Source organism: Mucilaginibacter gotjawali, assembly GCF_002355435.1.
GTDB lineage: Bacteria > Bacteroidota > Bacteroidia > Sphingobacteriales > Sphingobacteriaceae > Mucilaginibacter > Mucilaginibacter gotjawali.
Genome location: NZ_AP017313.1, coordinates 2,361,946 through 2,376,890, shown reverse-complemented (window position 1 = coordinate 2,376,890; position 14,945 = coordinate 2,361,946). Strand labels below are relative to the sequence as shown.

At 41.9% G+C, this 14,945-nt stretch carries 8 protein-coding genes; 3 read left to right on the top strand and 5 right to left on the bottom strand.

Features of this window, described 5'->3' with window-relative positions; all coding sequences use genetic code 11:
- Nucleotides 1-247: 247 nt before the first annotated feature.
- The 5 genes from MgSA37_RS28790 to MgSA37_RS10740 form a co-directional block, all read right to left on the bottom strand.
- The gene (locus MgSA37_RS28790) at nucleotides 248-2,734 is read right to left on the bottom strand and encodes a hybrid sensor histidine kinase/response regulator transcription factor (RefSeq protein WP_197706120.1); all 2,487 of its coding nucleotides are present in this window, start codon (nucleotides 2,732-2,734) and stop codon (nucleotides 248-250) included.
- Nucleotides 2,635-4,443 (bottom strand): ligand-binding sensor domain-containing protein, encoded by a 1,809-nt coding sequence (locus MgSA37_RS28785; protein ID WP_197706119.1) that lies wholly within the window; start codon nucleotides 4,441-4,443, stop codon nucleotides 2,635-2,637. Before MgSA37_RS28785 ends, MgSA37_RS28790 begins: the two co-directional genes overlap by 100 nt.
- 296 nt (nucleotides 4,444-4,739) lie before the next feature.
- Nucleotides 4,740-7,196 (bottom strand): glycoside hydrolase family 31 protein, encoded by a 2,457-nt coding sequence (locus MgSA37_RS10750; protein ID WP_172885312.1) that lies wholly within the window; start codon nucleotides 7,194-7,196, stop codon nucleotides 4,740-4,742.
- A 487-nt stretch (nucleotides 7,197-7,683) separates the two neighbouring features.
- Nucleotides 7,684-9,378: a cellulase family glycosylhydrolase gene (locus MgSA37_RS10745; RefSeq protein ID WP_096351840.1), complete on the bottom strand. Its 1,695-nt coding sequence runs from the start codon at nucleotides 9,376-9,378 to the stop codon at nucleotides 7,684-7,686.
- Complete coding sequence (locus MgSA37_RS10740; RefSeq protein WP_157750528.1) at nucleotides 9,314-9,811, bottom strand: hypothetical protein; 498 nt, start codon at nucleotides 9,809-9,811, stop codon at nucleotides 9,314-9,316. The genes MgSA37_RS10745 and MgSA37_RS10740 overlap by 65 nt, the downstream gene beginning before the upstream one ends.
- A gap of 1,075 nt (nucleotides 9,812-10,886) precedes the next feature.
- Between MgSA37_RS10740 and MgSA37_RS10735 the strand changes: the two genes are divergently transcribed.
- From MgSA37_RS10735 to MgSA37_RS10725, 3 genes are all read left to right on the top strand, one after another.
- Nucleotides 10,887-11,582, top strand: coding sequence for a hypothetical protein (locus MgSA37_RS10735; protein ID WP_096351837.1), 696 nt, complete (start codon nucleotides 10,887-10,889; stop codon nucleotides 11,580-11,582).
- Nucleotides 11,583-11,970: 388 nt separating this feature from the next.
- The gene (locus MgSA37_RS10730; RefSeq protein WP_096351836.1) at nucleotides 11,971-13,800 is read left to right on the top strand and encodes a chemotaxis protein CheB; all 1,830 of its coding nucleotides are present in this window, start codon (nucleotides 11,971-11,973) and stop codon (nucleotides 13,798-13,800) included.
- Nucleotides 13,800-14,930: a PAS domain-containing protein gene (locus MgSA37_RS10725; RefSeq protein WP_096351834.1), complete on the top strand. Its 1,131-nt coding sequence runs from the start codon at nucleotides 13,800-13,802 to the stop codon at nucleotides 14,928-14,930. Before MgSA37_RS10730 ends, MgSA37_RS10725 begins: the two co-directional genes overlap by 1 nt.
- Nucleotides 14,931-14,945: the final 15 nt, after the last annotated feature.

Sequence of the window (14,945 nt, the reverse complement as noted above, 5' to 3'; positions counted from 1 at the left end):
TGAAACTAAATTCCGGAGATGAAGCTATGATAATCTAAAAGATGGAAAGTGGCAGAGTTGAGCAAAAATATAGACCAAATGTTTAACATCGTTTAATCTATTATAAATGACCAAGTTATATACATATAGATGCTACACAAAGCTATTAAAAGGCAGCTATTTAGCCTTTTTTGTTACGATTTATGACAAAGCTGCCTAATAACCGGAAAAGGGCAAGCATGAACTGAATGAGAAAGTAATCAGGGTGTTATTCTTTATTTGCGGTTAGGTTTTTCTTTTGACGAATGGAGCTGGTATATGCGGAAGGAAGTATATTATACTCATCCTTGAACAGCTTTGTAAAGTATTTTGGCGTATTAAAGCCTACTTCGTAACATATTTGGCTTATGGTCATCTGGCTGTTCTCAAGCAAATAAACCGCTTTTTTAAGCCTTATGGAACGGATAAATTCGACAGGCGATTTACCGGTGAGCATTAAAACCTTGTTATAAAGCGAACCGCGGCTCATGTTCATCTGGCGGCTTAATTCTTCTACAGACAGATTTTCATTTACGATATTGAGTTCTATATACTCAACAATACTCCTTAACAACTTCTCGTCTTCATTTTGTAAAGGGGCTTCCTGCAATTGCACATCCATTTGTTTTTTGTAGGTCCGTTTATAGGTATCCCGAAGGACAAGAAGATTCTTGATTTTTGAGAGCAATATCTCGAAATTAAAAGGCTTGGTCATATAATCATTGGCGCCGATTTCCAAACCTTTTAATTGATCGGCCTCACCCGTCAGCGCAGTTAGCAAAATAACCGGGATATGCGACGTACGTTTATCGCTCTTTAGTTTTTTGCAAAGTTCAATACCTGTCATTTCGGGCATGCTGATATCACTTACTATAATGTCCGGATGCTGCGAAAGCGCCTTTTGCCAGCCGTCTTTTCCGTTTGAAGCTTCGATAATAAAAAATATGTCTTTTAAATTATCCTTGAGGTAAAAGCGAAAATCATCGTTGTCTTCAACTAAAAGAACCGTGGGCTTTTTATTGGCGTGCTGTTGTTTGGGCACATTTTTAATTTCATCGGAGGCAAGCAGGTCCTCTTTTTCGATGTCAGCATTATCGTGGGATGACAGACCCTGCCCGGGAGTATCGTAAATAACAAACGGCAGTTTGATAATAAAACAACTGCCATGGTCTGGTTCGCTTTCGATGCTTATTTCGCCGCCGTGCATCTTTACAAACTCACGTGTGATCGCAAGACCTATGCCGCTACCCTGATTTATCATCGATGCTGGAATATCGTTCTGAAAAAACCGTTCGAAAATCTTATCCTGTTTTTCAAAGGGTATTCCAATGCCTGTATCGATCACCCTAATTTCAATTAAACCTTCGCTGCCAGGCTGGCTATCCTTTGCCACACTTAGTAAAACGCTTACGTGGCCTCCTGCTTGGGTAAATTTAAAAGCGTTTGATATCAGATTAAACAATATCCTTTCTATCTTATCATGATCAAAACTGGTAAACAGGGAATCGACGGCGGTGTCAAATATAAAACCAATCTCTTTTTCTTCGGCAATATCTGTAAACGACAAGCTTATCTCCTTGATAAACTTAACGATATCCCCTGGCTTACTGTGCAGTTTCAGCTCCTGAACTTCCATCTTACGGAAATCAAGCAGTTGATTTACCAGGTTTAACAATCGCCGAGCATTTTTCCCTATCATGTTAAGCTGCTGCTTTTGCTCTTGGTCAGCACGGGTAAGCATTTTGTCAACCGGTGCTATAATCAAGGACAGTGGCGTTCTGAACTCGTGACTTACATTTGTCAAAAACTTTATTTTCAACTGATCCAGCTCGTGCATACGCTTAACCTCCTGCCGCTCCTGTTCGATCAATAACCGAGACTCCTGCTTTTCCTTTTCGGCCGCAAATTGTTTCCTGATCTTTTGGATTCCGCGCTGGCGAATAAAAAGAAGTATACCAACCAGCAGTATTAAATAAATAACATAGGCAAGTGGGGCTTTCCAGAATGGGGGCAGCACATTAATTTTAAAAGCGGCGTATGCGGGGCGGCCAACGCCATCTGCGTTTAAGGCGCGGACTTTAAAAATATAAGTCCCGCCGTCAAGGTTGGTATAGGTGGCTTTCCGCGTTGCATTGTCCGCAGTACGCCACCCCTTATCGAAACCCTCCATCATATACTGATAGGCTATTTTATTGGGGTTTAAATAATTTAACGATGCAAATTCAATGGTAAACACATTTTCGCTGTGATTCAGCGTTATTTCATGGGTAGCCGAAATAGCTTTCGATAAGATGACATGCCCGCTGAATATTTCATTGGCCGCTATGCTTTTATTAAAAAGCTGAAAATCGGTAAAAATAAGTTTAGGGTCATTAATATTTGGATGTATACTTAAGGGGTCGAACATATTAAAGCCGTGGGCGCCGCCAAATATCAGTTCCCCTTTATGGGTTTTTAAAGCCGCATTTACATTAAACTCTCTGCCTTGCAGGCCATCTGTTTCATCAAAATTTTCCAACTGAAAACTATATGACTTGTTCCCGGGTATCAACGTTACCTTGCACAGCCCGTTCGATGTACTTAACCACATCGCCCCTTTGTTATCCTCCAGTATATTTAAAACCTGGTTATCAGGCAGGCCCTTTTTTTCGTCAGCGAAGTGAAGCGGTTTGTTTCGGGATTCAGTATGCTCACGCCGTCTCCTGTTGCCATCCACATCAGGCCCCGGCTGTCCTGGGTGATGCTGCTCACATTATTGCCAATTAAACTGTTGGCGTTATTTGACCTGGTGTAGTGTATAACTCTCCGCTCGTTTTTCAATATTTTATCTACGCCGAAATATCCGCCTATCCATATGTTTTTCCGCTTATCTTCAACTATTGATGACACATATGGACACCTGATATCGGTTTGATTAAAAGGATGATAAAATATCTTTTTTGAACGGTCGAAAATTTCCAGACCACCGTTAAATGTTCCTATCCATAGCCGGTTCGACGAATCTTCGAGAATACTCCACACCCTGTCATCGGCAATACTGGTAGCTACCTTATCATCATGTTTATGATGAGTGAAAGTTTTTCCGTCAAAACAATCCAGTCCGCCGAAATAGGTCCCGATCCATAATTTTTGTTCATGGTCGATACATAAACCTACAATAATGTCACTGCTGAGACTATTTTCATTTGAGGCATCATGTTTATACTGTGTAAATTTGCCCGTTTTGCGGTCAAAATAAATTAATCCTCCTCCATTTGTTCCAATCCACAAATTGCCGTTTTTTTCTTCCGCAAATTTGTCAACGTCTTCAAAACTCAGGCTGCCCGGATCTGAGGCGAAATGCCTGTAAAGCGGGAACCTGATAATGCTTTTATGATAATAGCTTACTCCTTCTTTAAAAGTACGGACCCACATAATACCAATGTTATCTTTGTAAAGTCCGACGCTATTCTCTCCCAATGATTTTGCATCATCTGGTCTGTTCAGCAAGTAAGTGATTTTGAACCCTTTTTTATCAATAAGGTTTATCCCGCCATGATCAGTGGCGATCCAGATAAGCCCATCGTCCGCCTGGACGATAGTACTAACGACATTGGATTTTAATTTTGCCCCGGCCGACTCCTTATCAATATGCTTGAATATCCCCGCCGAAGGGCTGTAATAATATATGCCCTGATCAGCGCTGAAAGAATAAAGCCACAAATCGTTATCCCGGTCAACAGTTATAACATAATCCAGGCTTTTATCATCATTTGTTTTATAAAAAATATCCGTGCGGTAGGTTATCTTATCAAGTTTAACATCCAGCATCTCCACCATACCGCCTTTATAAGCAAGCCATATATTTCCTTTTACATCCAGCGTGATATCTGAAATAGAATTTGAACATAAAGCGGACCTTGAATTGACATCATGACGATAACGTATTGTCTTTTTGTTTAAGGCATTATAGTGGTAAAGGCCGGAATCAGGACATACAAACCAAAAATCCCCTTTACCATTAGCCACTATTTTGGAGACTGCAGGATAAACGGGAAGTTTTAAAGAGCGGAACATGGCGGGCACATCGGCATTGAACTGCCCTGTTTCCGGGTCGTAATAACACCAGCCCCCACGGGTTGACACCCACAGCTTGCTATCCGGCCCCTCAAAAATATCATTTATAAAGTCATTATTGATAGAGTTTTTGTCGTTGTCATCGTGTTTGAATACTTTGAAAGTGTACCCGTCGTAACGATTAAGCCCCGAAGCCGTACCAAACCACATAAAACCCTGCGAATCTTTAAATATGCAATTAACCTGGTTGTGCGACAACCCATTGCTTATATTAAGCCGCGAAAACTGGTATTGATTACTTTGAGCAAAAACATTTATGTATGCGAAAAATAATACAAAAGGAAAAAGAAAAGAAAATTTTAAGCGCATCGGGTATCATTTAAAAAGCCTAAAATTAACAGGTTGACTTTTTAAAGCCAATACACTAAGGTAGCAAAAAAATTTAAACATCCGGGCAATTTTTGCGTCATAGGGCTGGCATTTTTTTTAGTTTATTTGATTGGTTAAAAACTTGAATTATTATATAAAAATGCGCTCCGTATCTCACCCCGGAGCGCATCAACCCGTCTTTTATCAAATAAATTAAGGGTTTTTCAACTAAAAACTATCTTTTATTACATTAAGCAATACAGCAACTAAGCTACCGGCACATAGCGAAACGTTTCTCACCACAATTTTACCACGGTTGCTTTACCCTTATAGCTAACTGTTTCGTCAATATTCGTCGTAGCTACTGAGCCTGAACCATGTTTGCCGTTAACCACAACAATATTGAAAGTACGCTGCTTTAACATACCCGGAAACGTCCCTTTAGTACCTGATATGCTTAGTTTTTTCTGCTGGTCGTTCCAGGTTAATGTAAAGGTGGCATACTGTCCTTTTTCATAATTGTAATTATCGTTTTCGTCCTCGTAAAAGGTAAACTTGCCGTCGGCGCCCGGGTAAATGCGCAGTTCAATAACTCTGTTGGTTTTTTGGGTAGCATATTCCACATCGGGGCCCATCGGGATGATAGAACCGGCTTTTATATATAAAGGCATCTTATCTATCGGAGCAGCTGCGTCAATAGTTTTACCCCCGCTTACCTTTTCTCCCGTCCAGAAGTCGTACCAGGCAATTGACTTTGGCAAATAAACATTTCTTCCTGTTGCTCCTTTTTCGGTAACCGGGTTAACCAAAAATGCAGGTCCGAACATATACTGATCAGGTATTTTGTAAACATTGGTGTCGTTCCTGAAATCAAATGCCAGCGAGCGCATCATGGTATAGCTATCCAGGGTTGTTTTTGCCGCCAGTGAATAGATATAAGGCAACAAGCGATAACGCAACTTATCATATTTCAAAAGGATTGACCTTGTTCCTTCATCCCAGTTTTTTGAAAATATGGCCCGCTCACCCTTACCATGGATGCGCATAATAGGGCAAAATGCACCAAACTGGAACCAGCGGGTAAACAGTTCCCTGAAATCCGGTTTTGACCAATCAGGAACTTTCCAGTTGTAATGGTATCCGCCAATATCTGACGTCCAGTAAGGAATGCCCGAAGAACAAGCATTAATACCCTGGGGTACCTGGCTTTTAAACGCTTCAAACGTGCAGGAAATATCGGATGACCAAAGCGCTGCGGCATTGCGCTGCTCACCCGCAAAGGATTGCCTTAGTAAAAAGAACGCCCTTTTGTTTGGGATATCCCGTCGCCAGCCCTGGTAAATGCCTGTTGAATGTTCCAGCGAATAAGTATTGAAATAGTCGATCCCCTTCCCTGTCCAGAAATCACTTTTGCGGCGCTCATCCAATAAAGCGCCATTGTCCGGTTCGCACTGATCAACCCACCATGCATCCCAGCCATACCTTTTAATCAGGCTATCACGGGCCATATCCCAATATAGTTCACGGGCCTTTGGGTTGTGGGCATCGTAATAGCTGTCGAAAGTATGGGTAACAATGTTGTCCCAGGTAATACTGGTTAAGCCGCCCATTTTTTGTACAGTATCAAAGTCTTTAGTGCCTTTACCAAACAGCGGCCATATGGAGATCATGCCATGGATATTACTTTTATGCAGCTCATCGATCAGTTTTTTGGGATCGGGATAGCGTGCCGGGTTCATCACATGAGAGCCGATAGGATATGGGTCCCAATAATACCAATCCTGTACAATTACATCCACCGGGATGTAGTTATTCCGGTAGTTGTCTTTTACCGAGAGAATTTCGTCCTGGCTCATATACCTGTCCTGCGACTGGAACAGCCCGAATGCCCATTTGGCAAACATGGGGGCTTTGCCGGTGGCGGTGCGGTACAGGTTGATGATCTGGTCGAAACCCGGGCCGTAAAAAAAGTAATAATCAACCTGCCTGCCACTTTCGGATACGTATTTAAATTTCGTATTGCCTGCTTCGGCGCCATAAAAGTTTGACGCCGAATAATTATCCCACATCAGGCCATAGCCCCGGGTGGATAGCAGCACAGGAACGGCCCCGGTAAGGTATTTTATAGCCAGGTCCTGGTTCCGGCCTTTATAGTTAATGGAGCCCGTGTCGGTTGGGTGGCAGCCCAACCCAAAAAGCGCCTCGTCTTTGGGTGAATTGAATTGGGAGCTTATATTCCAGGTGCTTATGCCGGCTATGGCAGCCGGCGTAATGCTTTTATTATCTTCGGAGGTGAGCTCTTTACCGTAAACATCTTCATAGCTAACGTTGTTAGTAGCTTTGTTTATTACCACCTTCAACTTTGAGGTGATGATAGTAACCTGGTTTTTATTTTCTGAAACCTTAAAAACAGGGAGGCCCCATTTTGCATTTACAATAAGGGACGGCCTGGTGGTAAAACTATCAAAAATAGTATATTTTACTTCGATGATATCATCCTTGCAAACAGTAACCTTCATAAGGCCTTTATCTAATTTTAATAATAATCCGTTTGCCTCTTTTTTGTAGGATATTACAGAGGCCATAGCCGCAGTAGTGTTAATAATTAAGAGCAATAGCACGGCAGTTAAAATTTTGGACAAGCCGTACCTGAACGTTAGTTTGTTGTTTACCATGAATACAGGTTTATTTAGTTTATTGGTCATTTTTTTCTTTATCCCGGCCGAAGGTTGATTCATAAAAATGATCTTCATTACAGGTGGCTGTATCACGATCATAAAAATTCATTTAGCCCGATTTTGAAATGTCCCCGGTTTATTTGAAAGCGCCAAAATTATAGATCAGAAAAATGAATGAACGGGTACAAAAGTGAATATATAGAGTATGAAATGTTCAAATTGCCATAAAATCAGCAAGTCTCAAACAAAATGTATATCACGAGTGGCTTACCTGATAAAAATTAAATTCATCGCGAAAAAGATAAACTAACGGAAAGAAAATAGTTGACACTTTGCAAAGGAATATAATAAGGGGCACTATTTAGGTTTGATTGTTACGTTCGTATGAGCTTTCGGTACCGCTAACTCTTTGTAAGGGCATTATTGCAAAACTCTACATCAACCGTAACGCTCAGCCATCAGCATGAAACTTAAAAAATCCCTAACACCTCACTTTAAAATAAGGCACTAGGAATTTTTCGGGAATTATAAAATAGCTTAAATTAGTCTACTTCGGTTTGTGCTATATTTTCACAAATGCCCATTGCTGGTTTTTACCGCCACTGTAATCGTATTGATCAACCGAAGTTCCATTTCTGAGCGGAGTCGCCGCATTGCTTCCCAGTGAAACTTCAAGAGCCTTTCCGCTATTTGCGTTGAGAATCTTATAGTAACCATTATCGGTTGCCTGAATTGACCAGTTTTGATTGTTACCGCCTGTACCCGAATAATCCCAGATATCCACGGTAGCACCGTTAGAACCAGACCAATTTAATACTTCCAAACACCTGGATTGAGCGTGCATAGGTATTAACAGGTAGTGACCGTTACTGCCGCTAATGACTTTGAACTGCTGATTTTGACCAGCGGCGTAATCCCATTGGTCTGCAGTCGAGCCGTTAGCAGTACCCCAACCCCAGATCTCTAAAGGCTTAAAGCTGTACCTGTTAAGAATTTGGTAAACGCCACCAACCTGGAATGTTTGGGACGATCCGTTTTGTGTGCCTTGTGTGAGGGACGCTAACTGTTGTTGATCTTGTACCGAGTAGTTGGACCTGTTAATGATTGAACCGGTATCCCATAAAAATGGAAGCATGCCGTTAGCCAAAGCAGTGTGTACAAGATAATTATTCCAATATGCCACGGAAGCAGCATTGAATGTTAAAGAATCTCCCGAAATGCCGCGGCGCCACGCTCCAAATTCGCCCATTACTACCGGGATGCCGTTATTAACGAACTTAGTCTTCATCTGCCCGAACCATGTATTCATGTCCGACTCTTCACCATAGGTAGCATTGCGCGTAGGATCGAAGGTGGTGTGATACCCAGAACCCCAGTAGTAAAACATTTTGCCCCATGAAGCATCGCTGTTCATTAAACAAAAGTTATAAGGGGTATAGTAATGTACTTCCACCATCAAACGACTAGATGCCGCATCGGTGGGCAAAGTATTCATCAGGTTATTTGTTTTTGTAATATCGGTGCCCGGGCCCTGGATAACCAAAGTGCGGTAACTGTTGTGCCCGCCGGTTGACCTAACCGCATTAATAAACGTTTGATGATAAGAAAGCAGAACACTCTCGCCGGTAGCATCGCTTACATCGGGTTCGTTCGCGCTGGCAAACATCAAATGCTGGTCAAAACCACGCAGTTGTGTGGCAATTTGCTCCCAAAGTGCTTTTTGTTTAGCATTAACTGAAGCTTGTGCAGCCGTGGTACAATTGCTTTGCAACCATCCGCCATCATAATGTATATTTAATATCACATACAGGCCATCGTTAATGCAATATTGCACAACAGCCTGCACTCGGGCGAGCCAGGCCGGGTCTATTTGCTCAGTAGATGTGTTAATAATATGCGACCAATCCCAATTACAAGGGATGCGTATGGCATTAAAACCCCTTTGTTTGTAGGTATCAATGAGTGCCTGGGTAATATTGGGATTACCCCACCCGTTTTCGTTGTTTATGGCTTCCATTGTATTACCAATATTAATCCCCAAATTGATGTTTGCAGCGATTTGAGCTGCTGTACTGGTCATACCCGTTTGATCGGGCGCAATCGGGTTGGTGTTCCAACTCGGGTACGACGCCAGTGAATTACTGTTATTTTTTGAAATAAGCGGTTTAACGGCCGGATTGGGAATTTGTTGCTTACCGCATCTTGTCAACCCGATGATTGCAAGGAGGCATAAAAGATAGTTTGATGTTTTCTTCATAAAAAAATTGGTTAATGCGACTTATTAGTTTGCCGCTGTGAATAAATTGGTTAGTTACAATTGAAGGTGTCAGGCAACCAGGTAAACCAGGGCTACCTGTTTGATTGTGATAAGTATTTAAGTACGTTATGCTATTGCCGACTTTATTTGTTAACTCAATTAGCCTGGCAGTCATTACAACAACGCGATTCCCAGCTTTCGAAACCTTAAAAAATATTACCCCCCTTTTCGTTTCTTTCACGGGAGAAGACCGATTGATAAGCCCAGGTAAAGCATGCTTTATTTCAGTGATGTCATTACTGCAAATAGTGACCTTCTTCAACCCTTTATTTAAAGTAAATAATAAGTTATTACCTACACTTTGAAAGGTATAAAGACTGTTTATTACAGTAATTACATCTATTAAAAAGACTAATAATAAGGCTGTTGCCATTCCAAATAGGGATGAGTCTAACATTAGTTTCATTTTTCAATAAGAATAAAACGGGTCTGAACCGGTTTAATTGGTTAAATTCTATCTTCGCAAGGCGAAAGGATATTAATGAACACACACATACGTTAAATGCAGCGAAACCCAACTATTGTTTCAGCGACAAAATTTTAACTATCAGTGCCAGATTTATTAATCTGGGAGTAAAATTATAGAAGGAAAAAATGGATGATGGTGTACAAAAGTCAGAAAATAGAGTACGGAATGTTCAAAGTGGACACAAACAGCAGTTTACTTATTCTGAAGTCCCGATCAGGTCATTCCGATTTACTGGTTTAACTAAATGAACAACTATTTGACTTTTATATTGCTAATTTCACAACGGTGCATTGAACGCGCCTCCTGTTCGATTAAAAAGTAACTTGCTTTTTCGTGAGCCGGTACTACCGCGAACATATAACTAAGCTGCTTTCATATTTGATAAACTATTTTATCCAATAACAACAATTTATCAAAGTATGCAGAATACTAATTAAAATGACTACTTGCAAATACGAAACAATCATCAAAATCATTTTAAATTCAACCTGTCAAAAAACTCTAGAAGTGGAATAAGGGGTTCGATACCAACCCCCTCCGGCTCCACTTGATGACCGAAACAGGCAGCGGATCGAGTAAAAAGCAAAAACCCGAATTTTATTCGGGTTTTTGCTTTTTGTGAGAGACGCAAGCCGCGATAGCGGCTCTGTTTCGGTTCCCTTTACGGGTTAGGAGGAGATCAGCAACGCTAATCCCTCCGGCTCCACTGAAAAGCCCTCAGAAAAACCTCTGAGGGCTTTTTGCTTTTACCGTTGCTGCCCTATTTACAGCCGCCGGCCTTCCTTAAAAAACAAAACCAACAGGCATTATTGGTTTACAAATGGTTTACATTTTTTAAATTATATTTTATATATTTAATTGATAATCAATTATATACATAATATACGGGTTTACACTCCGAGACTACTATTTACTAATTAAATTAGTATTTTTCAAATATTTTCCGTACCTTTGCTTTCTCCCTCCCAAAAAAACCGTTATGACTTCCAAAAACACTACTTTAACAAGTTGTACCGCTGTGCAACAAAAAGTTGAAGGCCTCCTGGCCCTCACAAAAATAACCTTAAAAGATATTGAAGATTTTAGCCCGGCCGAACGGCAATGCCTTGAGCGAACCACCACCCAAACATTGGCCAAATTAAAAGACGCCGAACGGGATACCTTCCTCAATAAAATAGAACTGATCATTCCCGCCGCTACAAAAAGCAGTATCTGGGAATATAACCACCTCATGATCAGCGATGCCATCGCCCGGTTGATGCGGCATCATGGCGTTATGCCCACTAAAACCGCCATCGCCGAAGAAACCGGCCTCAGCAGGCAAACCATTAACAAACATTTTGCCGCCTACAAAGCACAGCCCGAATTTATAGCACAAATGGAACAGTTTAAATTTATGGCCCCCAAAATACTGGCCAACGTTTTTAAATACGCCAGCAGCGGCGATATGCGCGCCGCCCGCCTCTATTTCGAAATGGTTGGCGCACTCCATAAAACGCAAACTACCGTGGTGAACGAGCAAAACAACTATATCCAAATCAACAACACCATCATCAGCCAGGAAAATTTAAAGGCTTTAAGCACCGAACAACTCAACCAGATCGAAAGGATTATTACCCATAAGGCAGAAAAAACCTCCCGTCCGGCAGAAATAACGGATCCCATCCGGATATAAGGGACTTATAGCTCTCCACCGCCATTTTATCATAATGGAGACACGGTCTCCACGCATAATCATCCGTAGATCGGCTTTAACACGCTAATGGAATATGACGCATTAATGAAAGCGGGTTGATCATATTGCGGCATTGGTCTTGGCAATTGGTTTTTCTGAAAAAACCAGCCGCAATTGTTTATTCCATTTAAAATATAAAACCTCAATGCCAGGGCTTTTTAGTTCCCTGGGTACCTGACCTCCACCGGCGCTACTACCACCCCAACTTTTTTTGTATAAAAGTAATATTGCTGAAAGCCGATGGTCAATGAAGCTGCTATTGAAAAAAATTGCATTACCCCGGCGCTGTTAATAGGTTATTGTTTACCTTCGTTTAAACATCCGGGTTGTGAAGAAAGCAACAAATCATACCGAATCAAAAAAAATGGCGGCATCACAACCGGCCGATACTTCTCCTCATCAACAGTCTGCTGCTTTTGTTGTGGGTATCGGCGCCTCTGCCGGGGGCCTGGAAGCTCTAAAGATACTTTTTGACCATATGCCGCCTGACAGCGGGATGGCCTTCGTTATCGTTCAGCATCTTGATCCTACCCATAGGAGCATGCTGACCGATCTGATTTCCCCTCATACAAAAATGATGGTTAAAGAGATCATCAATGGTACCACCGTAAAGCCGGACTGTGTTTATGTCATTCCGCCTGACAGGGAATTAGCCATTTCGGAACAACGGCTATTCCTGGCAGCGATGCCGGACGAACGGATCAAACGCAGACCGATCGATTCGTTTTTTCGGTCATTAGCCGAAGATCTGAAAGAAAATGCCATTGGCATTATCCTCTCGGGTACCGGCACGGAAGGCACATTGGGGTTAAAAGAAATAAAGGCGGCGGGCGGCCTGGCTATTGTGCAGGATCCTGAAACCGCCCTGTTTGACGGCATGCCACGCAGCGCTATTACCGCCAGGGTGGCTGATTATATTATGCCCCCCGGAAAAATACCCGAAAAACTACTTGACTATATCAATAAAAAGCAGAACAACGATGGCAGGATAGTATCCGGCCCGCCGGATTTGGTTGAAAACGACTTAAAGGGAATCTTTCAGGCTATCCGCACACAAACAGGGTATGACTTTACCAATTATAAAACAAATACCATTGCCCGCAGAATAAGCAAACGAATTGCGCTTAACGGATTCAACGCCGTGGAGGATTATACGAAGTTTCTGCAGGACCATCCCAATGAAATAACCAAACTATATAAGGACTTTTTGATCGGTGTTACCTCGTTTTTCAGGGACAAAGAGGTTTTTAATAGTTTTGAAAAAAAGGCTGTTCCGCATTTGCTGGAGAAATGCCGCGACAGGCAAGAACTAAGGGCATGGATATGTGGCTGTTCAACCGGCGAAGAAGCTTATTCATTAGCCATAATACTTAAAGAGGCGCTTGAAAAAAACAGGCAATATTTAAAGGTAACCATATTTGCTTCGGACATTGATGATGAAGCGATTGAATTTGCGAGGAACGGCATTTATAATGAAAGCGCACTGGCAGATGTTTCGCCCGAACGTTTGGCACAATATTTTGTAAAAAAAGAAAACGGGTACCAGCCTAAGAAAGAAATACGCGAAATGGTGGTGTTTGCCCATCATAATTTAATAAAAGACCCCCCATTTTCAAAAATGGACCTGATCAGCTGCCGCAACCTTTTGATATACATTAAAGGCGACTTGCAAAAAAAAGTGATCCCGGTATTTCATTACAGCTTAAACACCGACGGGCTGTTGCTGCTAGGAACTTCTGAAAGCATTGGCGAGCATGGCGATTTGTTTACCCCTATTGATGCCAAACACAAAATATTCAAAAAGAAGAATATAAATTCCCGTAAACCATACCCAATATTTGATTTGCCTTTTGTTGAACGAAAATTAGATGTAAAAAAGCAGGATATGTCATCCGTAGTTTCTAAAATAACGCGCGTGTCCGATATTGCCGAAAAGCTGTTAGCTGAACCGTCACAGCCTCCTTCGGTCATTATTGACATGAATAACGATGCCCTTTATTTTTCGGGCAATACGGGCATATACCTGGCGCCGCCTGATGGTGTAGCCAATTGGAACATCCTTGAAATGGCAAAAAAAGGATTGAGGACCGTTTTGGAAAAAGCGATAAAAAAGCACGCACTACCAAAGCGTCCGTTAAAAAAAATAGCGTTGAGGTAATGGGGAGCAACGGAATTCAGGCTGTTAATCTAAATGTTAAACCCCTGCTTACCAAGGAATATGACTCAGGCACCTTGATGATTATTTTTGAACCCGCAGCCGCAAAAAAAACAAAAAGTAAACAAAGCACAGGTAATTCCGGAAGCAGAAAGCACAGGAACAGTGATCTTGAAAATGAACTGAAAATAACACGCGGGGATTTGCAGACAGCCATCAATGATTTGGAAACTTCCAATGAGGACTTGCAGAGCGCCAATGAAGAACTGCAGAGCACCAACGAAGAACTGGAAACGTCAAGAGAAGAACTGCAGTCGTTAAATGAAGAATTAATTACGGTTAATACGGAGCTCACCGGCAAAATCGATCAGCTCTCGCAAGCCAATAATGATTTGAACAACCTGCTCCGGAGCATAGAAGTGGCAACCGTATACCTTGACAGAACGTTAAAAGTAAAAAGATTTACGCCGGCCGCCACAAAGATATTTAACCTGATCCCATCGGATATTGACAGGCCGCTTACGCAATTATCCATTAACCTGCACTACAAAACCCTTGCGGACGATGTTACCCATGCACTCAAAACACTGGAGGCAAAAGCCCTGGAAGTAAGCGCTACTGACGGCGCCTGGTATTACATGCGGATTATCCCCTACCGGACAGCGGAAAATATTATTGAAGGCGTATTGATTACGCTGGTTGATATCACCACTCAAAAAACGGTTGAACAAAATCTGGCAAAAAGCAACGAACACCTTAACCTGGTGATGGAAAACTTGCCTGCTGTACCTTATACCTGTACAACAGAACCTGACCTCGGATTTAGTTTTGTCGGTAAAAGCTGCGAAAAAGTCACCGGCTTTTTGCCGGAACAATTCACCGGGAACCCCTCATTCTGGATCAACCGGTTACACCCGGATGATAAAAAGAAAACACTTGACGCCTACGCCAATATTTCAAAAAAAGGCAATGACGACCAAACGTTCCGGTGGAAATGTGCCGATGGAAAATACAAACAGTTTATTAATTTTATAAGGTATGCCGCGGCGGAAACCGGGAAACCGCCTTACGTTGCGGGCGTTTGGCAGGAAACGTTAACGCCCCGGCCTTTGAAAAATAAAAATCAACTTTAGTAATTTTTTTAACAG